Genomic DNA, 23,241 nt, shown 5'->3' on the forward strand with positions numbered 1-23,241 from the left:
CGGCGGGCGCCCCTGTGCCCAGGTCACCTGTTCAGGGCCCGGGTCACTTGTTCAGGTGGGTCCAGAACTCGTCGAACGAGAGGACCTTGTCCCCGTTGAGGTCGCGGGTGGCGATGATGGCCTCCGCCACCGAGTCGGTGACGTTCCAGTCGCCGCCCTGGGCGAGGGCGCTCTTGAACTCGGCCGCGGTGATGAAACCGTCACCGTCCGTATCGATCCGCTCGAACTGCTTGCGTGCTTCCTCGATGTCCGCCACCGATCCGCCCCTTCGTAGTGCATGACAGCTGTGTTGACGGAGGTCAGATTAACGGTCCGCGCCGGCCCTCAGTGCGGCGACCACCCAGCCGAACTCCGCACGGTGCGCGGACGGGGTCCCCGCGCCCTTCACCGTGGACAGCAACTCCCGGTACCGGGCGAGCCGCTCGTTGGACGCCGACTCCATGCGTTCGAGTACGGCGGCCGGGTCGCCGTCCCCCAGCACCTCCCGCAGGAGCGCCGCCGCCTCCGGCGACTCGGGGGCGATTCCCCGGGCGCGGGCCTCGGTCCCCAACTGGAGCAGGCGCATGGGGAACCACACGGACCGCCCGGCGGCCGCGGCGTGGTCCTGGTCGGCCGCGTTGAACTCGACCACCTCACGCATCTGCGCGCGGAACTCCGGATCCTGGACCATCTCCGCCAGCTCCACCCAGGCGTCCACCTGCTCGGGGGTCGGCTCCTGAGGCAGGTCCACCGCGGTGGAGCGCATCCGCTCCCGGATGGCCGGATCCACCGAGTCGAGCCCGTGGAACAGTTCCTCCACGAACTCCTCCATGATCCGTTTCCGTTCGGCGGCCGACAGCCGCGCCAGTTTGTTCATGAGCGTCATCTCCTCCGCGGTCGAACCGCGTCGCGCCACGGACGACAGCACCGCCCTCGTCACCTTCAGCGAGCTGATCTGCGCGTCCAGCGCCGTCACATGGGCGGCGGCCACGTCCGCGACCGTCGTCTCGCCGGCCAGCACCTTGCGTACGGCGTCCAGACCGAGGCCCAGTTCGCGCAGGGTGCGGATCAGTTCGAGGCGGGCCACGGACGCGGCGTCGTACAGCCGGTAGCCGCCCGAGGAGCGGGCCACCGGGGGCAGGGCTCCCTCGTCCGACCAGTAGCGGATGGTGCGCACGGTCAGTCCGGTGGCCCGGGCCAGCTCGCCGATGGTGAGAAGTCCGGTGCCGTCGTCGATCATGTCTGCGAGTCTGGGCCTTCCAGTGGGTGGAGACTCAAGGAGCGCGGTGGTGGAGACTCTTCAGGACATTCTCGACGCGGCCGCACGGGGCGTCCTCCCACCGCCGGACGGTCGTACGACCGTCGTGGCGCAGGCGTCCCACCGGGACGCGGGTGTGCTCGCCTTCACCGCGCACGCGGTGGTCTTCACGGACGAGGATCCGCGGTGGGTGTACGACACGCTGGCCGCCGTGCCGTGCGACGCCCTCGCCGCGCCGATGAACCCACGGTTCCTGGCGGCCTTCCTCGATCGGACGGGGCGTACGTCCGAGACGATCGACGCGATGCTCGTGGGCTCTCCCCTGCCGGGCGAGCCGGCGCTCCCGCTGAAGGAGATGTCGGACGGCGAACATCCGCGGATCGTGTACGCCCGTAGGCGCCGCGGCGACGTGCGCGCGTGGACGACGCAGGGCGGTGTGCTGGTGCTGGGGCGCGGGATCGCGGGGCGGCTGGAGGTCTCCGTCGAGGTGGACGAAGGAGTACGGCACCGAGGGCTGGGCCGGGCCCTGGTGACGGCGGCCCGGCAGCTCGTCACGGAGCCGCTGTGGGCCCAGGTCGCGCCGGGGAACGCCCGCAGCATGCGGGCGTTCCAGGCCGCCGGTTACCGTCCCGTGGGCTCGGAGGCGCTGCTCATCGCCGGTTAGGCGTCAGTGCCAGGGCTCGTAGTACGGGTTGCTCTCGCAGTCGCTCATGATCTCGGTCTTGGTCTTCTTGTCGACCGGGCAGACGCCGATGATGTACTGGCGCGCGATACCGCCGGGGAAGGCCACCTCGACCTGGTCGGCCCACTTGTGGGTGTCACCGATGGTCTTGTTGACGTCGACGCCGCCGGGCGCGTCGATGTAGTAGTTGAAGCCCGACTTGTACCAGGTCTTGTACAGGTCGTGGTCGTACGTCGTCGACACGTACGGCGAGGGCTGGTTGACCAGGACGTACTGCTCGATGTCGTACTGCCCGTCGATGACGTCCTTGGGGTGGAAGCCCTGCTCGAAGACGGTGGCGGGGCCCCGGCTGTCGCTGCGGTACAGCGTGCCGCAGGTCTTGCGCCAGACCGGCTCGGGGGTGATGCGGTCGACCTGCACACGGCGGTCGGCGGCGGCCTTGACCGGGTCGTCGAACTGGGGACAGGTGGGCGCGGCGGCCTTGGCGAGCGGGGCGGCCGGGGTCGCGGGGAGCGTCGCGGCGCAGGTCGCGAAGACGGCCGAGAGGGAGACGACGACGGCGGCGGCCCGACGCCGCAGGCGAGTTGTGATCATGGGGAGCACGATCTCGGTTCTGCGGCGGCGGGCCGGGGATCTTCACCCGTACGGCGGCGTGTCACCGCCTTCGGGGCAACCGGGCCTGGATCAGCGGAAGATACCGGTGTGGCCGAGCGAGTAGCGGCCCGGCTGGGGGTAGACGGCCAGGCCGTGGGGGCCGCTGCCGACCGGGATGCGGGCCAGCTGGGCGCCGGTGCGGGTGTCGATGGCGTACACCTCGGAGTTGTAGCGACCCGACAGCCACAGGACCTTGCCGTCGGCCGAGACGCCGCCCATGTCGGGACTGCCGCCGTGCGGCAGGCGCCACTTCTTGGTCAGCCCGTTCTGGGTGAAGTCGAAGACGGAGATGGTGCCCTCGCCCCGGTTGGAGATGTACATCTCGCGCGAGTCGCGGCTGACGTACAGCCCGTGGCAGCCCTTGCCGGTCGGGAGGAAGGACGGCTTCGTGAACTTGTCCCCGTCGAGGATCCACACGCCGTTGGCCACCATGTCGGCGATGTAGTACCGCTTGCCGTCGGGGGAGATCTTGACGTCCTGCGGCATGGCGCCGCGGAAGGGCAGCTTCTCCTGGGCGACCACCTTCATCCGCTCGGTGTCGACCTTCAGCAGCTCGCCGCTGAACTCGCAGGAGACGATGAAGTAACGGCCGTCGAGGGAGAAGTCGGCGTGGTTGACGCCGTAACAGGTGACCGGCTCGGTCTTCACGCGCTTCATGGTGTGCGCGTCACGGAAGACCAGCTCGCGGTCGAGGGAGGCCATGACGATCGCGTACTTGCCGTTGGGCGTGAAGTACAGGTTGTACGGGTCGTGCACGTCGACGGTCTTGCCCGCCTTGCCGGTCCTCGGGTCGATGGGGGTGAGGGTGTTGCCCCGGTCGTTGTTGACCCAGAGCGTCTTCATGTCCCAGGAGGGGACGACGTGCTGGGGCTGGGCGCCGACCTTGATCGTCTCGATGACCTCGTACGTCTTCGGGTCGATCACGGAGACCGTGTTGGAGTTGGTGTTGGGGACGTACACGCGGGACGGGAAGTCCTTGACGACCGGCGAGAGCTTGTTCGGCCGGTCGGCGGCGTAGAGGTCCGTCGGGTCGAGCACGGGCGGCATGCCGGGCAGGCCGTCGACCTGCTTCGGCTGGGCCGGTTTGACGGCGGCCTGGGTGCCGACGGCCTCGTGCGCGGTGTTCTTGGACTCGCTGTCGCAGCCCGGAAGTACGGCGAGTGCGGCGAGTACCGCGCCCGCGAGCAGGGCGCGCTTCGTGAGGTTCCGGTTGCGGTGCATCAGTTCAGCAGCTCCGTGGTGGTGACCGCGCGCAGACCGCGGCGGCCGAGTTCTTCCAGGACGGCGGGGAGCGCGGCGACCGTGTCCGCGTACCCGAAGTGCAGGCTCACCACGGATCCGTCGCGGACCTTGCCGATGACCTGGCGGGTGACGGCGGGGGCGCCCGGCGAGGTGTAGTCGAGCGAGTCGACGTCGTAGGAGAGGACGTGCGGGTAGCCCACACGGCGGGCCACGCCCGCCACGAGGGCGGAGGCGCTCGGGGTGCGGGAGGGCCTGAACCAGGTGCCGATGGACCCGGTCAGCCGTCGCAGCCGGTCCGCGCAGCCCCGGATCTCGGCCTCCGCGTCCGCCTCGGACATCGCGTTGATGTCGAGGTGGCGCAGGGTGTGGTTGCCGAGGTCGTGGCCGCCGTCGAGGATGCGGCGGGCGATGCCGGGGTGCTCGTCGAGCCAACTGCCCACCGCGAGCACGGTGACCCGGGCGCCGGCCTTCTCCGCCTCGCCGAGCAGTGCCTTGGCGACGGCCGGGTCGCCCTGGCCGTGGAAGGTGAGGGCGACCCGGGGACGGTCGCGGGGGCCGTGGGTGATCTCGGCGGGCTGCTGCGGGAAGCGGCGGGGCGCGGGCGCGGCGGCGGGCTTGGCGGAGGGGTTCGCGGAGGGAGGGACGGACGTGCGGGACGCGGCGACCGGGTGTGCGGCGACGCCGGTCGCGGAACACCCCGCGGCGAGTGTCCCGGCGGCGAGCGCGACTCCCGACCGCAGCGCCGCACGCCGATCCGGAACCGTACGAGGCTCCGGCGCCGCACGCGCGACGCTTGCGTCGGGGCTTCCGTCGGGGGACGGCTGAGGGGGACGAGCGGGCGTGATCACCCGCACCATTTAAGGGTGTAATGGTAAGAAAACGTGCGATTCGCCCGATTGGTGGAGGTGCGGGTCGCGGTGCGGGCCCCGGGGGCGAGCGGTCAGCGGTCGGCGACGCGCATCTCGAACCAGGTGGTCTTGCCGCGGGGCAGGAGGTCGACTCCCCAGCGGTCGGAGAGCTTGTCGACGAGAAAGAGACCGCGGCCGCTCAGGTCCATCTCCTGGACCGGCATCAGACAGGGAAGACCGCGGGAGGGGTCACGGACCTCGACGCGGATCCAGCCCCGGCGGCGCCGCATCCGGAGTCCGAAGACGCGGGCGCCCGTATGCCGTACGGCATTGCCGACGAGTTCGGACACCAGTAACACGGCGTCCTCGGTCATCTTCGGGGAGAGCCCCCAGTGACGCAGGACGATGACCTGGGTGAGCCGCCGCGCGGTGGCGGCGGACTCGGGGCGGGACGGCAGCGGGACCTCGCCCTCCGTCGGATTGCCGAACAACTCGAGCGCCTTGAGCGCCCGCTCGTCCTCGACCGCAGGCGACCAGCGCGCCGCGGTCGCACTCCCGTGCCGCCGCGGCTGTTCGATACCCTCCAGCCCCGCCATGCCCCCCATCATGGCCGCCCAGAGCCCGCTTCGGGGCCGTTCCGGAGGAATACGCCCCCCGGAACCGCCCATTCCACGACATCCGATCGGCATATGCCCCCGGCAGTTCAGGGCCCGCAAGGGCCCATCTGACCTGGCGGAATGCCCTGGTTGGCGGCAATCGCCATTCGCTCCCGACAAGGCAAGCTTAAGGTTCCCTTAAGGCTGGCATAAACCAGCCCTTCGAGGGACGCCGGACAAGACATCGCGTCAACTGCAAGTGGATCAGCGGAACTTGGAGAGTGAGTTTCGCGGCACCACGGGGGCTCCGGCGGTGATTTCGAGAACCGGTGATTCGGAGAATCGACGCCCCGGAAAAGCGGCGGAACCGGCGGATCAGAGGAACTTCGCCTTCCCCGGCCCCTCCTCCACGAAGCTGCGCATGCCGCGCTCGCGGTCCTCCGTCGCGAACAGCCCCGCGAACCAGTTCCGTTCGATCGCGAGCCCCGTCTCGAGATCGGTCTCCAGACCCACGTCGATGGACTCCTTGGCGGCGCGCAGCGCCAGCGCGGGACCCTGCGCCAGTTTCGCGGCCCACGCGTGTGCCTGGGCGTACACCTCGTCGGCCGGGACGACCCGGTCCACAAGACCGAGCGACAGCGCCTCGTCGGCCTTCACCATCCGCCCCGTGAAGATGAGGTCCTTCGCCTTGGAGGGACCGATCAGGCGGGACAGGCGCTGGGTGCCGCCCGCGCCGGGGATCAGGCCCAGCAGGATCTCCGGCTGGCCGAGCTTGGCGTTGTCCGCGGCGATCCGGAAGTCCGCGCAGAGCGCCAACTCGCAGCCACCGCCCAGCGCGTACCCGGTGACGGCGGCGACGACCGGCTTGGGGATACGGGCCACGGCACTGAAGGAGTCCTGCAGGCCACGGGACCGCACGACCATCGCCGCGTGATCCATGGCCTGCATCTCCTTGATGTCCGCGCCCGCCGCGAACACCTTCTCGCCGCCGTAGATGACCACGGCGCGCACGTCCTCGCGGCGTGTGGCCTCCTCGGCGAGCTCCTTGAGCCGGTCCTGTGTGGCGACGTCCAGCGCGTTCATGGGCGGGCGGTCCAGGCGGAGGGTGCCGACGCCTTCGGCCACTTCGAGATGCACAGTCATGAGGGCACCGTATCGGGGGGTCTGAGGGGTTGTCCCCCGGGGCAAGTGCAGCACGGGGACCAACGACGACGGGCCCGGTGTGCCCGGTCACCGAGGTGACCTGGCACAGCGGGCCCGTCGAGGCACAACGATCAGGCGGTCCAGGCCGACCAGGACATGTTCCAGCCGTTGAGGCCGTTGTCCGGGGCGACCGTCTTGTCGTGGGAGTTCTTCACGATCACCACGTCACCGGTGATGGAGTGGTCGAAGAACCAGGCGGCGGGCACACTGCGGTCGCCGCCGCCGCGCACGTCGCGCAGGCCCACGCAGCCGTGGCTGGCGTTGTAGTTGCCGAAGGCGTCGCCGCCCCAGTAGTTGCCGTGGATGAAGGTGCCGGAGTCGGTCAGGCGCTGGGCGTCGGGCACGTCCTTGATGTCGTACTCGCCGCCGTAGCCGACCGTCTCACCGTTCATACGGGTCACCCGGAGCTGCTCGCTGATGACCATCTGGCCGTTCCACGTGTCGTAGCCCGGCTTGCCCGTGGTGATCGGGATGGTCTTGATGACCTTGCCGTCGCGCTTGATGACCATCTTGTGGGTCTTGGCGTCGACCGTGGAGACCTGGCTGCGGCCGATCGTGAAGGACACGGTCTTGGCCTGCTTGCCGTAGACCCCGGGCCGGCCCTCGACGCCGTCGAGGTTGAGGGTGACGGTGACCTTCGTACCGGACTTCCAGTACTGCTCGGGGCGGAAGTCGAGGCGGTCGTTGCCGAACCAGTGGCCCTGGACGTCGACGGCCGGCTCGGTCTTGATCTTGATGGCCTTCTCGACGGCGTCCGGGTGTGTGATGCCCCGGGTGAAGCGGACCGAGAAGGGCATGCCGACGCCGACCTTGGAACCGTCCTCGGGAGTGAACATACCGACGAAGGTGTTCTTCGGGGTCAGCGTGGTGAAGGCGGACTCCTCGGCGGCCTCACGGCCGTCGGTGTCCTTGGCCACCGCGTGGACCTTGTACTTGGTGGCGGAGGCGAGGTGGGTCGAGGGCGTCCAGGTGGCACCCCCGCCGGTTATCGCGCCGTCGACCGCGTTGCCCTTGCCGTCCTTGACCGTGACCTCGGTCAGCTTGCCCTTGGCCGCGGTGACCTTGAGGGCCCCGCTGGTGGCCACGCCGTTCGTGCCGTCCTTCGGGGCTATGGTCACCACGGCCTGCGAGACCTTGGTGTCGGCCTTGGCGGAGCTGCCCGTGCTCTTGCCCTTCCCGGACCCGGAGTCCGAGTCCCCTCCCCCACCGCACGCGGTCACGGCGAGCAGCAGCACGCCCAGCAGCAGCGCCGGGATTCCCTTGCTCCCCCGGCTCCCCCGTGCCCGCGTTCCAACCGACGCCCCCGATATCGGTCGCCCGTTCAAGTCTGTTCTCCCCTCGCACGGCCTGATCAGGCCCGCACCCCAGCGCGTCACCGCGCGTATCGCGCTAATTAATCACACGGCTCCGAGAGATGGCTCCCCGGGATTGTCACCGTTCAGTCCCAAGTTCGGCCGTGTGGGGGCGCGCTGGAGTCCCCTGCCCTACGGCGCGTGCGCGCGCCTCTTCGGGCTACTTCGCCGCGCTGCCCGCCTTCCACTCCTTCCAGCCCATGTTCCAGCCTCCGAGGCCGTTGTCGGGAGCGACTTCCTTGTCGGCACTGTTGACGATCTCGATGACGTCGCCGATGAGACTGCGGTCGAAGAACCAGCCCGCGGGGGTGTCGGAGCTGCCGCCCTTCACGTCCTGGAGACCGACGCAGCCGTGGCTGACGTTGCTGTTGCCGAAGACGCTCGAGGCCCAGTAGTTGCCGTGCACGAAGGTCCCGGAGTCGGTGAGTCGCATCGCGTGCGGGACGTCCGGGATGTCGTACTCGCCGCCGAAGCCGACCGTACGGCTGTTCATCCGGGTCACCTCCAGCATCTCCATGACGACCATCTTCCCGTTGTACGTCGTCCTGTTGGGGGCGCCCGCCGTGATCGGCACCGTGGCGAGGAGGTCGCCGTCGCGGCGTACCTCCATGGTGTGCGCGGCGGCGTCGACCAGCGAGACCTGGCTGCGTCCGATGGTGAACGAGAAGGTCCTGTACTGGAGTCCGTAGACGCCCTTCGCCCCCTCGACGTCGCGCAGCCGCAGCCCGACGGTGACCTTCGTGCCCGGCTTCCAGTACTTCTCGGGCCGGAAGTCGAGGCGGCTCTTGCCGAACCAGTGCGGGCGGACCTCCACCGCGGGGCTGGCCTCGATGTGGATCGCGCGCTCGACGGCGGACCGGTTCTCGATCTCCCGGTTGAACGCGAGGGAGACGATCATGCCGGTGCCGACGGTGGAGCGGTTCTCCGGCGTCACGTATCCGATGAACCGCTCCTCGGGGACGTACGTCGTGAACGTCGTGTGCCGCGCCGAGCGCCGCCCGTGCCCGTCGAGGGCCACCACGTCCACGGTGTACTTGGCGGCGAGCGCGAGCCGCGGGTCGTCGGGGGCCCAGGTCAGGCCGTCGGCAGAGATGTGCCCGGGCACCGCGGAGTCCTGGGCGTCCTGGTCCTTGACGACCTGCACGGACTCCAGACGCCCGTCGGGCACCCGCACCCGCAGCGCCTGTCGCGGGCGTACGCCCTTGCTGTTGTCGTCGGGAGAGATCCGGATGACGTCCTCGGCGGCGGGGGGTTTGCCGAGCACCTCCTCCATCCCGTGCGAGGTGCAGCCGACGGCTCCGGCGAGCAGGCCGGCCCAGGTCAGTACGGCGGCCAGTGCGGCCCCTGCGTGCCGCGCGCGTGTCTGTTCGTGCTTCACAGCGGGCCCAACGAGTGTGCACCTCTGGGGAAACGTGAGTGCGAGCCAAGCGCTGGGCAGAACAGTGGGGAGGACGACGCGAAGGGGAGCCGCGCCCGTGAGCCGCAGGGGCGTGCCGGTGTCGGGAGGTCGAGCGCGCCAAGGCCCGAAGGGCTGAGCACGGTCGGCCTCCCGGCACCGGCTGTGGCGCCCCGGAGGCGAACGGGCCGACAAGAGGTGTCGGGACGCCGCACGCTCTTTTTCGGGCCGTCCACCGAGCCGCAGGAGGCTGAACGGTGTCGAGCGCAGCCGAGCAGGAGGCAGTGCCGGAGGGGCGGGCCACGGGCGAGAAGCTGCCCGCGCAGTCGTCTCCCGTACTGAACGGCGCCCAGCGGGCGCCGTCGCCCGCCGTGTCCGTGTGGCCGGGCGCCCCGACCCCGCTCGGGGCGCGCTTCCGCGTCGGCCCCGACGGCGCGGCGGGCACCAACTTCGCCCTGTGGGCGGGCGGGGCGGAGGCCGTCGACCTCTGTCTCTTCGACGAGCGGGACGGCGAGGTCCACGAGACACGCGTACCGCTCACCGAGCTGACCCACGAGATCTGGCACGGCTTCGTCCCCGGCGTGCTGCCCGGCCGCCGCTACGGCTACCGCGTGCACGGCCGCTGGGACCCGTGGACCGGCGCCCGCTGGAACCCGGCGAAGCTGCTCCTCGACCCGTACGCCCGTGCGGTGGACGGCGACTTCAGTCTGCCGCCCGAGGTGTACGGGCATGTCCGGGACTGGCCCCAGCAGCAGGTCGCGGACACCGTGCGCGACGACCGGGACTCGGCGCCGTACGTCCCCAAGGGTGTCGTCGTCCACGATGACGACGACTGGTCGGACGACCACCGCCCGAAGACCCCGTGGGCGGACTCGGTGATCTACGAGCTGCACGTACGAGGCTTCACGCGGCTGCACCCCGGGATCCCGGAGGAACTGCGCGGCACCTACGCCGGGCTCGCCCACCCGGCGGCGATCGAGCACCTGGTCGGGCTGGGCGTCACGGCCGTGGAACTCCTGCCCGTCCATCAGTTCGCCCACGAGGACCACCTCCTGCGGCGCGGAATGAAGAACTACTGGGGCTACAACTCGATCGGCTACTTCGCCCCGCACGCGGGCTACGCGTCCTCCGGGACGACGGGACAGCAGGTCGGCGAGTTCAAACGCATGGTGCGGGCGCTGCACGCCGCCGGCATCGAGGTGATCCTCGACGTGGTCTACAACCACACGGCGGAGGCCGGCGAGCTGGGCCCGATGCTGTCCCTTCGCGGCATCGACAACCGGGGCTACTACCGGCTCCAGTCGGACGCCCGCCGGTACGCCGACTACACGGGCTGCGGCAACACGCTGCACGTGGTGCAGCCGCACGTCCTGCGCCTGATCACGGACTCGCTGCGGTACTGGGTGACGGAGATGGGGGTGGACGGCTTCCGCTTCGACCTGGCGGCGGCGCTGGCCCGCTCGATGCACGACGTCGACATGCTCTCCCCCTTCCTCGCGGTCATCGCCCAGGACCCGGTCCTGCGCCGGGTGAAGCTGATCGCCGAGCCCTGGGACGTCGGTTCCGGCGGCTACCAGGTGGGCGCCTTCCCACCCCTGTGGACGGAGTGGAACGACCGCTATCGCAACGCGGTCCGGGACTTCTGGAGGGGCGCGCTGCCGGACGTACGGGATCTGGGGTACCGCCTCTCGGGGTCGAGCGACCTGTACGCGTGGGGCGGGCGGCGCCCCTACGCCTCGGTGAACTTCGTGACCGCCCACGACGGCTTCACGCTGCGCGACCTCGTCTCCTACGAGCGCAAGCACAACGAGGCCAACGGGGAGGGCAACAGGGACGGCACGAACGACAACCGGGCCTGGAACTGCGGGGCGGAGGGGGAGACGGACGAGGAGCGGGTACGGGGGTTGCGGCGACGCCAGTTGCGGAATCTGCTGACGACGTTGCTGCTGTCCACCGGGGTGCCGATGCTCGTCGCGGGGGACGAGTTCGGGCGCACCCAGCGCGGCAACAACAACGCGTACTGCCAGGACAACGAGATCAGCTGGGTCGACTGGAGCCTGCTCGACGAACCGGGCTGGCGTGCCCTGTTCGACCTCACCTCCCGTCTGATCGCGCTGCGGCACCGGCATCCCGTGCTGCGGCGCCGCGCGTTCTTCTCCGGCCGGGCGCACTCCGTCGACGGGCTGCGGGACCTGGCGTGGTTCACCCCCCGCGGGGCGGAGATGACGGAACGGGACTGGTACGCGCCGGCCGCGACGCTCGGGATGTACCTCTCCGGCCGGGACATCCCCGGACGCGATGCCCGCGGAGCGCCGATCGTGGACGACAGCTTCCTCGCGGTGCTGCACGCCGGGGACCGTCCGGTGAGCTTCGTCCTGCCGGGGCCTCCGTGGGCCTCGCGCTACGAACTCGTGGTCGACACCTCGGCGGAGGATCAGGCGCGGGCGCCGGGCGTGGTCCATCGGGCGGGCGGCACGGTCACCGTGCCGGCGCGGGCGGTGTTGTTGCTACGGGTGGTGGGCTGAGACCTGTCCTCGCCCCCGCCGCCCCTACCCGTCCCATCCCTACTCGGGGGCTCCGCCCCCAAACCCCCGACCGGCCTGAACGGCCTCGTCCTCACACGCCGGACGGGCTGAAGGATGCGCGCCGGCGCCCTCAAGGGGCGCGGGGAACTGCGCGACCAGCCCCCACCGGCCCGCAGGCGACGGACTCGGGAACACGCGGGGATTCGGGGCGCGGCCCCGCCTCGGGCCGCGCTAGCCCAGGATGCCCCGGTCGTACGCGACCGCCACGGCCGCCGCGCGGTCGTTGACGCCCAGCTTGGCGTACAGGTGGGTGAGGTGGGTCTTGACCGTGGCCTCGCTGATGAACAGGACGCGGGCGATCTCACGGTTCGAGGTGCCCTTGGCCACCAGGGCCAGGACCTCGCGCTCGCGGGCCGAGAGGGAGTCCTGGGTCGAGGCGGGCGCGCGGACCGCCGAGATCAGGCGGGAGGCGACCGCCGGCGAGAGCACCGTACGGCCCTGCGCCGCCGCGCGCACGGCGGTGAAGAGCTCCTCCCGCGGGGCGTCCTTCAGCAGATAGCCCGTCGCGCCCGCCTCGATCGCGGGGAGGGTGTCGGAGTCGGTGTCGTAGGTGGTGAGGACGAGCACCTTGGCGCGGGCGCCGCGGCGGGTGAGTTCCGCGATGGCCTCGACTCCGTTGCCGCCGGGCATGCGGAGGTCCATCAGGACGACGTCCGGGTCGAGGGAGGTGGCGAGGGCGACGGCCTCGACTCCGTTCGCGGCCTCGCCGAGGACCGTGAATCCCGGCGCTGACTCGAACATGCCGCGCAGACCGTCCCGTACGACGGGATGGTCGTCGACGATGAGCAGGGTGATCACAGCGTCATCGGTCACGTCATCGGTCACGTCATCGGTCACGTCATCGGTCATCGCGGACCAACGGTACGCGAGCCGAGACCGCCGCGCCGTGCCCCGGCTCGGCCTCGATGGTGAGGGTGCCGGCGATGCGTTCGGCGCGGGCGTGCATGCCGTCGAGGCCGAAGCCGCCGGCGCGAGTGCGCTCGGGAAGCGCGAGAGGGTCGAAGCCCTGTCCGTCGTCGCGGATGTCGAGGATGACCTCGTCGCCCAGGAAGGAGAGGGTGACGCCGAGGCGGGTGGCGTGCGCGTGCCGGGCGGCGTTGGACAGGGCCTCCTGGACGATCCGAAGGAGGGTCGCCGCGACCTCCTCGTGGAGTTGCTCGGCCGTGCCCGTCACGGTGAACTCGGCGCGTATGCCCGTTCGTTCGGCCCATTCGGCCACCGTCTTCTTCAGCGCCTCCGGCAGACCGTCGTCCGCCAGCGCCACCGGAGCCAGGTTGTGCACGGAGCGGCGGGCCTCGCCGAGGCTGTGTCTGGCCAGCCCGCAGGCGCGTTCGAGGTGGGTGCGGGCCATGGTCAGGTCGGGTGCGCTGGCTACGACCTGGAGCTGGGCGATGATGCCCGTCAGGCCCTGGGCGATCGTGTCGTGGATCTCGGCGGCCAGCCGACGGCGCTCGTCGGCGACCCCTGCTTCCCTTGCCTGGACGACGAGTTGGGCGTGCAGGGCGGCGTTCTCGTCGAGGGCCTGTTGCAGGGCGGTGTTGGTGCGTTCGAGTTCGGTGATGGTCTCGGTGCGCTCGCGGGAGCGCCGCGTCTCGGCCTCCTGCAGATGGGCGACCACCAACTGCAGGGCGGACATGGCGACCAGGAGCGCGAAGAAGAGGATCCACTGGACCGCGCTCCCGAACGGCATCCCGCCGGCCTGCGCACCGGCCACGGTCACCGAGCTCGCGACCAGTCCGAGCCGCTGCCGGTTCCTGCCGGGGATCAGCTCGTCGGCGTCCATGTAGCCGGCGGCGGCATAGAAGGCGAAGAACGGGTCGATCCAGGTAAGGACGAAGGCGAGGGCCCAGCGGAGGACGTAGTACAGGGTCCCCGCCCGCGACGGGGTCCGGCCGCGGTCGGGGCGGCGGGCACGGGTGCCGTGCCACCAGAGCTGGAGGGCGAGCGCGGCGCCGGTCAGGGCCCAGGCGACGTACCACTCGGTGGTGTAGTCGAACAGACCGGCGGAGGCGACCGCGAGGACGACACTGATACCGAGCAGCCCGTACGGCCCCCACGTGTGCAGCTGCTCCCAGCGCCGATCGATCTGCCGGTCCCTGGTGGTCATCTCCCCAGTCTGCACGGCCGCCGCCCCTACTCCCAGCGGAACCAGCGGGAGGCACCCGCCGTGAGCAGTACGGTCCAGGCCACCAGGACGCCCAGGTGCGTCCAGCCCGGCCAGTGCCCGGCCGCCGCCCGGTTCAAGGCCTCGGCGGCGGCGCCGAACGGGGTGTAGCCGACGATCCGGGCCATGACGTCCGGCATGGAGTTCACCGGGATCCACACGCCCGCGCAGAACATCATCGGGAAGAACACCGCCGATCCGATGGCGCCCGCGATCTTCGTCGTCCGCGACAGCGCGGAGACCACCGCGCCCAGCGCGAGCGCGGCCAGGATCGCCAGGAGCAGGGCGAGGAGATAGCCGTACGGCTGTTTCGGCAGTCGTACGTCGAAGGCGAGGCGGCCGACGATCAGCGCGCACAGGGCGGAGGCCAGGGCCGCCGCGCCGTAGACCACCATCTGCGCGGAGAGGAGGGCGGAGGGGCGGACCGGGGTGGCGGACATGCGGCGCAGGATGCCGCGTTCGCGGTAGCCGGTGAGGTTCTGCGGCATCGACTGGAGCGCGCCGACGATCATGCCGAGGAGGACGGTGACCGGGACGTACACGTCGATCGTGCGCAGGCCGCCGAGGTCGGCGTCGTGGTGGCGGAAGCCCGGGATGGAGCCCAGGATCACCAGCAGCAGGGTGGGGAACGCCAGGATCCAGAAGAGGGCGCCCGGTTCGCGACGGAAGAGGCGCAGCTCGGTGCGCAGGACTGCGGTGTTCATGCGGTGACCTCCGTCAGGTCCAGGAACGCGTCGTCCAATGTGGCGTCGGAGACGCGGAGTTGGTGGGCGGTGATGTGACCCCGTGCGAGGAGGGTGATGACCGCGTTGACGGTCTCGTCGGTGCCGGACAGCGTGATCCGGCCGTCCTTGTGCTCGATCGACGCGAGCGCGGGCAGCGCGTTCAGGTCACCCTCGTCCAGTGGCGCGGACGGCGTGAAGCTGATGACGGTGGAGCCCGCCGAGCGCCGGATCAGGCCCGACGGGGTGTCCAGGGCGGCGACCTGGCCCTTGTCGATCACGGCGATCCGGTCGCACAGGCGCTGCGCCTCCTCCATGAAGTGCGTGACGAGCAGGACGGTGACCCCGCTCGCCCGGACGTCCTCGATGAGCTGCCAGGTGTCGCGGCGGGCGCGCGGGTCGAGCCCGGTGGTCAGTTCGTCGAGGACGACGACCCGGGGGTTGCCGATGAGGGCGAGCGCGATGAACAGGCGCTGCTTCTGGCCGCCGGAGAGCTTCGCGAAGCGGGTGGTGAGCTTGGCGGTCAGGCCGAGGCGCTCGGCGAGTGGCTTCCAGTCGGCGGGGTGCGGAGAGAAGGACGCGTACAGCTCCAGGGCCTCGCGGACGGTGAGTTTGGCCTGGAGCTCGCTCTGCTGGAGCTGGGCGCCGAGGACGCGGGCGACCTGTTCGTGGTCGGCGACGGGGTCGAGCCCGGTGACCCGGACGCGGCCCCCGTCGGGGATCCGCAGGCCCTCGACGCACTCGACGGTGGTGGTCTTGCCGGCGCCGTTCGGGCCGAGGATCCCGAAGATCTCGCCCTCCTCGACGGCGAAGGAGACACCGTCGACTACGGGCCTGCCCCCGTAGGACTTTCGCAGTGCGGTGACTTCGATGACTGACATGTCCCGAGGATCCCGGCGGGAGGGGAGCGGGCACATCGTCCATCGCGCTCGAAGCGGCATCAGCCGATCGGTTGATGCGACGATACGACCGAGCCCCGGGCCCAGGAGCACCGAGCCCAGGGGCACCGAGCCCAGGCCCGTGGAACGATTCAGGTCCGGCCAAAACTCGGTGGGCTCTGTCAGTGCCGAACCGTAGGCTCGCTCCTGATGTCCACTCCAGATGCGGTGCCCCCGAGCCGAGCCGACCATTCGACCGTACGCAGCCTGCTGCGCCTGTGGCCGTACGTGCGGCCGGTGCGCACGCGGCTGTTCAGCGCCGCCTTCGTCGCGGTCCTCGCCTCCTGTACGGGGCTGGTGTTCCCGCTCGTCCTGAAGTGGATGGTGGACGGTCCGGTGGCCGACCACGACGCGGCGGGCATCTGGCTCGGCGCGCTGTATCTGCTGCTGCTCGGTATCGCGGAGGCGGTGCTGTTCGGGCTGCGGCGGTGGCTGGTGGCGCGGCCGCTGTCGGGGGTCGAGGCGGACATGCGGGCGGATCTGTACCGGCATCTGCAACGGCTCCCGGTCGCCTTCCACGACCGCTGGGCCTCCGGTCAGCTGCTGTCCCGGGGCACCACGGACCTGATGCTGGTGCGCCAGTTCCTCGCTTTCCCACTGACGTTCCTGCTGGTCAACTCCGTGACGATCCTGGTCGGGGTCATGATCATGCTGGCCCAGGAGTGGACCCTCGGCCTGGTGCTGCTCGCTCCCGCGGCGCCCCTCATGGTCGTCTGCTGGCTCTTCGAGCGGCACTACTCGCTGGTGGCGCGGCGGGCCCAGGACCAGGTGGGCGATCTGACGACGGTCGTCGAGGAGAGCGTGCTCGGCATCCGCATCATCAAGGGCTTCGGGCGCCACCGCAGCCAGGCCCTCGCCTTCCGCGAGCTGTCCCGCACCCTGCGCGGCACGGAGCTGGCCAAGGCGCGCCTCCTCGCCGCCATCCTGACGGTCATCGTCACCCTGCCCGAACTCGCCATCGGCGCCGCCCTCGTGCTCGGCACGGTCCAGGTCGCCGACGGCCGCCTGTCCGCCGGCACGCTGGTGGCGTTCCTTTCCACGGCGCTCGCGCTGCGCTGGCCCGTCGAGTCCATCGGTTTCCTCCTCGCGATGAGCCAGGAGGCGGCGACGGCGACGGAGCGGTACTTCGAGGTGATGGACGAGAAGCCGGAGTCCGCCGGTACGACCGCGGTCGCCACCGGTACGACCGCGGGCGCCGCCGGGAAGGGCGAGGGCGGACTCCGCTTCCACGGCGTCCGGTTCCGCTATCCCGACGCCCCGGCGGACGCACCCCCCGTCCTCGACCGCATCGATCTGCACATCCGTCCGGGTGAGTCGATGGCTCTGGTCGGCGCGACCGGCACCGGGAAGACCACCCTCACCGCCCTCGTCCCACGGCTGCACGAGGTGACGGCCGGGCGGATCACGCTGGACGGCGAGGACATCACGGCGATGCCCCGCGAGGAGCTTCGCGCGCGCGTGGCCGTGGCCTTCGAGGAGCCCACCCTCTTCTCGGCGACCGTCGGGGAGAACGTGCTCATGGGCGCCCCGGACACCGCTGGAGAAGCGGACCTGGACCGTGCCCTCGCCGTGGCCCAGGCCGACTTCGCGCACGCGCTCCCGCAGGGGACCGCGACCCAGGTCGGCGAGCAGGGCCTGAGCCTGTCCGGCGGGCAGCGCCAGCGCCTCGCCCTCGCGCGGGCCGTCGTCGGCCGCCCCGGCTTCCTCGTCCTCGACGACCCTCTGTCGGCGCTGGACGTCCACACGGAGGCCGCGGTCGAAGCCGCGCTGCGCCGCGTACTGGCGGAGACGACCGCGCTGATCGTGGCGCACCGCCCGTCCACGGTCCTGCTCGCCGACCGCGTGGCCCTGCTCTCCGGCGGCCGTATCACCGCGGTCGGCACCCACCACGAACTGCTGCGCAGCAACGCGGAGTACGCCCATCTGATGTCAGGTGACGAGGAGGCCGACCGATGACGGCGCCCACGACGACCGCGCCGAACAAGGAGCCGGACCGGGAACCGGGCAAGGAACCGGGCACGGAACCCGAGGGCGGGGAGCCCGGCAAGGGCCGTCCGGACGCGCGGGAGTCCCACAAGCACCAGGACCCCTTCGACCGCGACACCCTGCCCACTCCCCCGGGCGCCACCGCCGCGCTGCTGCGTTCCCTCCTCGCCCCGCTCAAGGCCCGTGTGGTGGTGACGATGGTGCTGCTCCTGCTCCAGCAGGCCGCCATCCAGGCGGGCCCGCTGCTCGTCGCGTACGCCATCGACCGCGCCGTGCCCGCTTTCCGCGCGCACGACCACGGCCCGCTGATCGCGGTGGGAGTCGGCTATCTGCTGTGCGCGCTGGCCGCCGGCGGACTCCAGTACGCCTTCACCCAGGCGTCCGCCCGGGTCAACCAGGACGTGCTGCTCGATCTGCGCGGCCGGATCTTCCGCCACGCGCAGGCGCTCAGCATCGACTTCCACGAGCGCTACACCTCGGGCCGCCTGATCTCCCGCTCCACGACGGACGTCGAGTCGCTGCGCGAACTGCTCAGCGAGGGCCTGCAGGAACTCATCACGGTGATCCTGTCCTTCGTCTACATCTCGGCGATGCTGCTCTGGCTGGACCTGAGCCTGGGTGCGGTGGCGGTGGCGTCCTTCGTGCCGCTCTACCTCCTCGTACGGCAGTACCGGCGCCGTGCGGGCCGCATCTACCGCCTCCGCTCGACCGCGATCGCCGCCGTGATCGTGAAGTTCGCGGAGACGATGAACGGGATCCGGCCGGTGCGCGCGTTCCGCCGTGAGGAGGCCAACGACGCGGAGTTCCGGGTGCTCAACAAGCGCCACGAGCGCACCAACGGCGATGCCCTGCTGGAGATGGCCCGCTATGTCGTCGGCTCCCGGCTGGTCGCCAACACGGTCGTCGCGGGGATCGTGCTGTGGGGCGCGTACCGGGTGGCCGGTGGCTCGCTGGCGCTAGGTGTGCTCGCCGCCTCCGTGCTGTATCTGCGCCGCCTGTACGACCCGATAGACCGGCTGGGCATGTTCCTCAACGCGTACCAGTCCGCGGCGGCCTCGCTGGAGAAGATCGCGGGCCTGCTGGCCCAGACGCCGTCCGTGCCGGAGCCGGCCGAGCCGAGGCGGCTGCCCGCGCTCGCCTCCGCGCAGCCGGGCCGCGAGGTCGCCTTCGAGGACGTCCGCTTCGCGTACCGCACCGGTGGCGAGGTGCTGCCGACCTTCTCGCTCACGCTCCCCGCGGGGCAGACGGTGGCCGTGGTCGGCTCGACGGGCGCGGGCAAGTCGACGCTCGCCAAGCTGCTGGCCCGCTTCTACGACCCCACGGACGGCCGCGTCCTGCTCGACGACGTCGACCTGCGCGAGCTGTCCGTGCCCGAACTGCGGCGCGGGGTGGTGATGGTGACCCAGGAGGCCTTCCTGTTCTCCGGCACGGTCGCCGAGAACATCGCCATCGGCCGCTCCGACGCGAGCCGCGAGGAGATCGAGCGGGCCGCCAAGGCGATCGGCGCCCACGACTTCATCAGCGCGCTGCCCGAGGGCTACGACACGGACGTACGCAAGCGGGGCGGCCGCATCTCCGCCGGGCAACGCCAACTCGTCGCCTTCGCACGGGCGTTGCTCGCCGACCCGGCCGTCCTCATTCTCGACGAGGCGACCAGCTCCCTCGACATCCCGGGGGAACGGGCGGTGCAGCGCGCCATGTCGACGGTCCTGCGCGGCCGGACGGCGGTGGTCATCGCCCACCGCCTGTCCACGGTGGAGATCGCCGACCGGGTGCTGGTGATGGAGCACGGGCGGGTGGTCGAGGACGGCAGCCCGGCCGAACTCGTCGCGTCCACCGGCAGATTCGCGGTCCTGCACCAGGCGTGGCGCGAAAGCCTCGTCTAGCGGACGACGAGTGACTCGTACAGCGGACGGCGAGTGAAAGGCATGAGGGCTGGATGATCGACGCTCACGAGGACCCGGGGACGCCCGACCGTCGCGGCGGGTGGCGGTATCTGTGGTGGCTGGTCACCCGGCAGTCGGGGCGCAGCGCGGCCGGCGCGCTGCTCGCCACGGTGTGGATGACGCTCCTGGCGCTGCCGCCGTATCTGCTGTCCCGTGCGATCGACGACGGCCTGGAGCCGGGCGACGAGGGCGCGCTGTTGGGCTGGACGGCCGCCGTGCTGGGCATCGGGGTGTTCAACGCCTGGCTGGGCATCATGCGGCATCGCACCATGACCAAGGTCCGGATGGACGCCAACTTCCGCACGGTCAAGGTCGTGGTGGGGCAGTCGGCGCGGCTGGGTGCCGCGCTGGGCCGCCAGGTCGGCGCCGGGGAGGTCGTCACGATCGGCGTCGGTGACGTCCAGACCATCAGCCAGTCGCTGACCGTCGTCGGTCCCGGCATCGCCGCGATCGTGACCTACGGCGTGGTGGCCGCGCTGCTGATGTCGGTCTCGCTCCAGCTCTCGGTGGTGATCCTCCTCGGGGTGCCGATGATCGCCGGGCTCGTCGGCCCGCTGATGGGTCGGCTCCAGGGTGCGGAGACCGAGTACCGCGAGCGGCAGGGCGTGCTGACCGCGCGGATCGGCGACCTCGCGGGCGGCCTGCGCGTCCTCAACGGCCTCGGTGGCAAGGGGCTGTTCGCGGACACCTTCCGCCGCGACTCGCAGCAGCTGCGGGCGCAGGGGTACCGGGTCGGGGCGGCGACCAGCTGGATCCAGGCACTGGGCACAGGACTGCCGACCCTCTTCCTCGCCGTCGTGACCTGGCTCGCGGCCCGGCTCGCCGCCCAGGGGGAGATCACCATCGGCCAGTTGGTGTCCGTGTACGGCTATGTCGCGGTCCTCGTGATGCCGGTGTACTTCTTCATCGAGAGCGGCTACCAGCTCAGCCGGGCCGTCGTCGCCGCCCGGCGCGTCGTACGGTTCCTGTCCCTGGAGCCCGTCGCCGACCATCCCGATGCCCGGGACGCGCCCGACTCCCCGGCGGTGCTGCACGATCCGGACTCCGGGGTACGGGTGCTGCCGGGGCGGCTCACCGCACTGGTCGGAGCACTTCCCGCGGAGTCCGAGGCCGTCGTCGACCGCCTCGGCCGGTACGCGGAGTCGGCGGTCACGTGGGGTGGCGTACGGCTCGACGAGATCGCCCTGGCGCAGGTGCGCGAGCGGATCCTGGTCGCGGACAACGAGGCCGACCTGTTCGCCGGCACCCTGCGCGAGCTGGTCTGCGGTCGCCGGGAGCACGACGAGGAGGCGATCGCCCGGGCGGTGCGCGCGGCGGCGGCGGACGACATCGTGCTCGGTCTCCCCGACGGTCTCGACTCGGACGTCGCCGCCCAGGGCCGCAGCCTCTCCGGCGGCCAGCGACAGCGTGTACGCCTGGTGCGGGCGCTGCTCGCCGACCCCGAGGTCCTGCTCGCCGTCGAACCCACCTCGGCGCTCGACGCGCACACCGAGGCGGCCGTGGCGGCCCGGCTGCGGGCCGTCCGCTTTGGCCGTACGACCGTCGTCACCAGTACCTCTCCGCTGATGCTGGACCAGGTGGACACCGTGTACTTCCTGGTCGACGGCAAGGTCGCGGCGAGCGGCAGCCATCACGAACTCCTCGGCGCGGAGCCGGGATACCGGGCGCTGGTGGCCCGCGACACGGAAGAGGCCCTGCGATGAGCGCGCACCTGCCGGTCGCCGAGCCCGCCGAGGTGCGCCGGGCGTCACTGCGGCTGATCCGGGCCGACGGGCGGGCCTTCTCCGCCGTGCTCGGCCTCAACGCGCTGGCCGCCGCGGCCGGTCTGGTCGGGCCGTGGCTGCTCGGGCGGATCATCGACGACGTACGGGCCGGGGACGGTGTGGACGTGGTGGACCGGCTGGCGTCGGTCATCCTGGTCTGCTCGCTGGCGCAGTTGCTGCTGGCGCGGTGGGCCCGGTACGTGGGGCACCGCTTCGGGGAGCGGACGCTGGCCCGGGTGCGGGAACAGTTCGTGGAGCGGGCGCTGAGTCTGCCCGCGTCGGTCGTGGAGCGGGCGGGCACCGGTGACCTGACCGCGCGCGGCACCGCCGATGTCACCGTGGTGGGCAACACCCTGCGCGACGCCGGACCCGAACTGCTCATCTCCTGCGCCCAGGCGCTGTTCATCCTCGGCGCGGTCTTCGTCATCGCCCCGCTGCTCGGTGTCTGCGGGGTGCTCGGGCTCGTCGGCATCTGGTTCGCCCTGCGCTGGTATCTGCGCCGTGCGCGCACCGCGTATCTCGCCGAGGGCACCGCCACCTCGGACGTCGCCGAGATCCTCGCGGCCACCGCGTCCGGTGCCCGTACGGTGGAGGCGTTCGGGCTTCAGCGCGGCCGGATCACCGCGAGCCGTCGGACGCTGGAGACGTCCCGCCTCAGGCGGATGCGGACCCTGTTCCTGCGCAGCGTGTTCTTCCCTGCCGTGGAGGTGTCGTACGTCGTTCCCGTGGTCGCCGCCCTGCTGGTGGGCGGTGCCCTGCACGCGCGGGGGTCGATGAGCCTGGGAGCGGTGGTCGCCGCGACCCTGTACCTGCGCCAGCTCGCGGAGCCGCTCGACCAGATCCTGATGCAGGTCGAGCAACTCCAGAGCAGCGGTGCCTCGTTCGCCCGTGTCGAGGGGCTGGCCCGGGCGCCACGGGCCGTGCCGTCGGACTCGCCCACCCCGGCCGACGACCGGATCGACGTGACGGATGTCCGCTACTCCTACGACCGCGGGGGCGAGGTGCTGCGCGGAGTCGACCTGACCGTCCGGCCCGGGGAACGGCTGGCCGTCGTCGGGCCCTCCGGCGCCGGGAAGACCACTCTGAGCCGACTGCTCGCGGGCATCGACGCGCCGCGGTCCGGGTCGGTGACGGTGGGGGGCGTACCGATCGCCGACCTCGATCCCGAGCAGCTGCGCCGACAGGTCGTCCTCGTCACCCAGGAGCACCACGTGTTCCTGGGCACCGTTCGCGACAATCTGCTGATCGCCGAACCCGCCGCCGATGACGCGGCGTTGTGGGCGGCGCTGGCCGCCGTCGGTGCCGACGGCTGGGTCCGGGAGCTGCCGGACGGGCTGGACACCGAGCTCGGCACCGGCGGCCGCCGGACGGACGGGTCGCGGGCCCAACAGCTCGCCCTGGCCCGGGTGGTGCTGGCCGACCCGCACACTCTCATCCTCGACGAGGCGACCGCGCTGCTCGATCCGACGACCGCGCGCCACACCGAGCGTGCGCTCGCCGCCGTACTGGAGGGGCGCACCGTGATCGCCATCGCGCACCGCCTGCACACCGCGCACGACGCGGACCGGGTCGCCGTGATGGAGGACGGACTGCTCACCGAACTCGGCACGCATGACGAGCTGGCGGCGGCCGAGGGCGCGTACGCGGCACTTTGGCGGACGTGGCACGGGGACTAGGTCGGGGGCGAGCGGGGACTGGGACGGGGGCCTGAGCGGGGTCGGGGCCGGGCCCCGAGCGGGGTCGAGGCCGGGCACTGAGCGGGGACCTGGGCGGGGCCCTGAGCGGGGGTCAGGGCGGGGCGCGTCGGGGCTCGTCCGGCCGCTCCGGGCGCGGTGCGGCAGGGCGGTCGCGCCTAGCCCCGCCACCGACCGGACACACTCCGGCGAACAGTCCGCATGCCGAACATGAACACCCGGACAACGGACGA

At 71.4% G+C, this 23,241-nt stretch carries 19 protein-coding genes; 6 read left to right on the plus strand and 13 right to left on the minus strand.

What is annotated here, in order from left to right; genetic code table 11:
• Positions 1–43: 43 nt before the first annotated feature.
• Positions 44–256: an EF-hand domain-containing protein gene (locus tag ACFZDJ_RS31325; RefSeq protein WP_095852504.1), complete on the minus strand. Its 213-nt coding sequence runs from the start codon at positions 254–256 to the stop codon at positions 44–46.
• A gap of 48 nt (positions 257–304) precedes the next feature.
• Complete coding sequence (locus tag ACFZDJ_RS31330; protein ID WP_391063809.1) at positions 305–1,219, minus strand: MerR family transcriptional regulator; 915 nt, start codon at positions 1,217–1,219, stop codon at positions 305–307.
• Between the two features lie 49 nt (positions 1,220–1,268).
• On the opposite strand from ACFZDJ_RS31330, the gene ACFZDJ_RS31335 reads away from it, so the two are divergent.
• Entirely contained in the window at positions 1,269–1,901 is a 633-nt protein-coding gene (locus ACFZDJ_RS31335; RefSeq protein ID WP_391063812.1) for a GNAT family N-acetyltransferase, read from the plus strand.
• A 3-nt stretch (positions 1,902–1,904) separates the two neighbouring features.
• Here the strand turns inward: ACFZDJ_RS31335 and ACFZDJ_RS31340 are convergent, their stop codons facing one another.
• The 7 genes from ACFZDJ_RS31340 to ACFZDJ_RS31370 all read right to left on the minus strand — a co-directional run bounded on the left by ACFZDJ_RS31340 (position 1,905) and on the right by ACFZDJ_RS31370 (position 9,192).
• On the minus strand, positions 1,905–2,513 hold the full coding sequence (locus ACFZDJ_RS31340) for an ADP-ribosyltransferase (RefSeq protein ID WP_385382002.1): 609 nt from the start codon (positions 2,511–2,513) through the stop codon (positions 1,905–1,907).
• 90 nt (positions 2,514–2,603) lie between these two features.
• A complete protein-coding gene (locus tag ACFZDJ_RS31345; RefSeq protein WP_390933693.1) occupies positions 2,604–3,794 on the minus strand; it encodes a YncE family protein in 1,191 nt (396 codons plus the stop codon).
• Positions 3,794–4,672 (minus strand): polysaccharide deacetylase family protein, encoded by an 879-nt coding sequence (locus tag ACFZDJ_RS31350; RefSeq protein WP_391063814.1) that lies wholly within the window; start codon positions 4,670–4,672, stop codon positions 3,794–3,796. The genes ACFZDJ_RS31345 and ACFZDJ_RS31350 overlap by 1 nt, the downstream gene beginning before the upstream one ends.
• An 83-nt stretch (positions 4,673–4,755) precedes the next feature.
• Positions 4,756–5,259, minus strand: coding sequence for an ATP-binding protein (locus tag ACFZDJ_RS31355; RefSeq protein WP_054234655.1), 504 nt, complete (start codon positions 5,257–5,259; stop codon positions 4,756–4,758).
• A 375-nt stretch (positions 5,260–5,634) separates the two neighbouring features.
• Positions 5,635–6,402, minus strand: coding sequence for an enoyl-CoA hydratase/isomerase family protein (locus ACFZDJ_RS31360; protein WP_143602965.1), 768 nt, complete (start codon positions 6,400–6,402; stop codon positions 5,635–5,637).
• A gap of 131 nt (positions 6,403–6,533) precedes the next feature.
• Positions 6,534–7,787: an Ig-like domain-containing protein gene (locus ACFZDJ_RS31365; RefSeq protein WP_391063819.1), complete on the minus strand. Its 1,254-nt coding sequence runs from the start codon at positions 7,785–7,787 to the stop codon at positions 6,534–6,536.
• 187 nt (positions 7,788–7,974) lie between these two features.
• Positions 7,975–9,192: an Ig-like domain-containing protein gene (locus ACFZDJ_RS31370; protein ID WP_391063821.1), complete on the minus strand. Its 1,218-nt coding sequence runs from the start codon at positions 9,190–9,192 to the stop codon at positions 7,975–7,977.
• Between the two features lie 275 nt (positions 9,193–9,467).
• Between ACFZDJ_RS31370 and glgX the strand changes: the two genes are divergently transcribed.
• On the plus strand, positions 9,468–11,735 hold the full coding sequence (glgX, locus tag ACFZDJ_RS31375) for a glycogen debranching protein GlgX (RefSeq protein WP_385381985.1): 2,268 nt from the start codon (positions 9,468–9,470) through the stop codon (positions 11,733–11,735).
• A 231-nt stretch (positions 11,736–11,966) separates the two neighbouring features.
• Here glgX and ACFZDJ_RS31380 read toward each other — a convergent pair whose 3' ends face one another.
• From ACFZDJ_RS31380 to ACFZDJ_RS31395, 4 genes are read right to left on the minus strand one after another with little or no spacing between them, the layout of a single operon-like run.
• Positions 11,967–12,644 (minus strand): response regulator, encoded by a 678-nt coding sequence (locus ACFZDJ_RS31380; RefSeq protein ID WP_391063825.1) that lies wholly within the window; start codon positions 12,642–12,644, stop codon positions 11,967–11,969.
• A complete protein-coding gene (locus ACFZDJ_RS31385; protein WP_391063828.1) occupies positions 12,634–13,902 on the minus strand; it encodes an ATP-binding protein in 1,269 nt (422 codons plus the stop codon). Before ACFZDJ_RS31385 ends, ACFZDJ_RS31380 begins: the two co-directional genes overlap by 11 nt.
• A 26-nt stretch (positions 13,903–13,928) precedes the next feature.
• Positions 13,929–14,663, minus strand: a complete 735-nt coding sequence (locus ACFZDJ_RS31390; RefSeq protein ID WP_390933700.1) for an ABC transporter permease — start codon at positions 14,661–14,663, stop codon at positions 13,929–13,931.
• A complete protein-coding gene (locus ACFZDJ_RS31395) occupies positions 14,660–15,562 on the minus strand; it encodes an ATP-binding cassette domain-containing protein (RefSeq protein ID WP_391063830.1) in 903 nt (300 codons plus the stop codon). The genes ACFZDJ_RS31390 and ACFZDJ_RS31395 overlap by 4 nt, the downstream gene beginning before the upstream one ends.
• Positions 15,563–15,769: 207 nt before the next feature.
• Between ACFZDJ_RS31395 and ACFZDJ_RS31400 the strand changes: the two genes are divergently transcribed.
• From ACFZDJ_RS31400 to ACFZDJ_RS31415, 4 genes are read left to right on the plus strand one after another with little or no spacing between them, the layout of a single operon-like run.
• Entirely contained in the window at positions 15,770–17,575 is a 1,806-nt protein-coding gene (locus ACFZDJ_RS31400) for an ABC transporter transmembrane domain-containing protein (protein ID WP_391063833.1), read from the plus strand.
• Complete coding sequence (locus ACFZDJ_RS31405; protein WP_391063836.1) at positions 17,572–19,491, plus strand: ABC transporter transmembrane domain-containing protein; 1,920 nt, start codon at positions 17,572–17,574, stop codon at positions 19,489–19,491. Before ACFZDJ_RS31400 ends, ACFZDJ_RS31405 begins: the two co-directional genes overlap by 4 nt.
• Before the next feature lie 53 nt (positions 19,492–19,544).
• Entirely contained in the window at positions 19,545–21,254 is a 1,710-nt protein-coding gene (locus ACFZDJ_RS31410; protein ID WP_391063838.1) for an ABC transporter transmembrane domain-containing protein, read from the plus strand.
• A complete protein-coding gene (locus ACFZDJ_RS31415; protein WP_391063840.1) occupies positions 21,251–22,990 on the plus strand; it encodes an ABC transporter transmembrane domain-containing protein in 1,740 nt (579 codons plus the stop codon). The genes ACFZDJ_RS31410 and ACFZDJ_RS31415 overlap by 4 nt, the downstream gene beginning before the upstream one ends.
• The last annotated feature ends 251 nt before the right edge of the window (positions 22,991–23,241 follow it).

The organism is Streptomyces sp. NPDC007896, assembly GCF_042959425.1.
Lineage (GTDB): Bacteria > Actinomycetota > Actinomycetes > Streptomycetales > Streptomycetaceae > Streptomyces.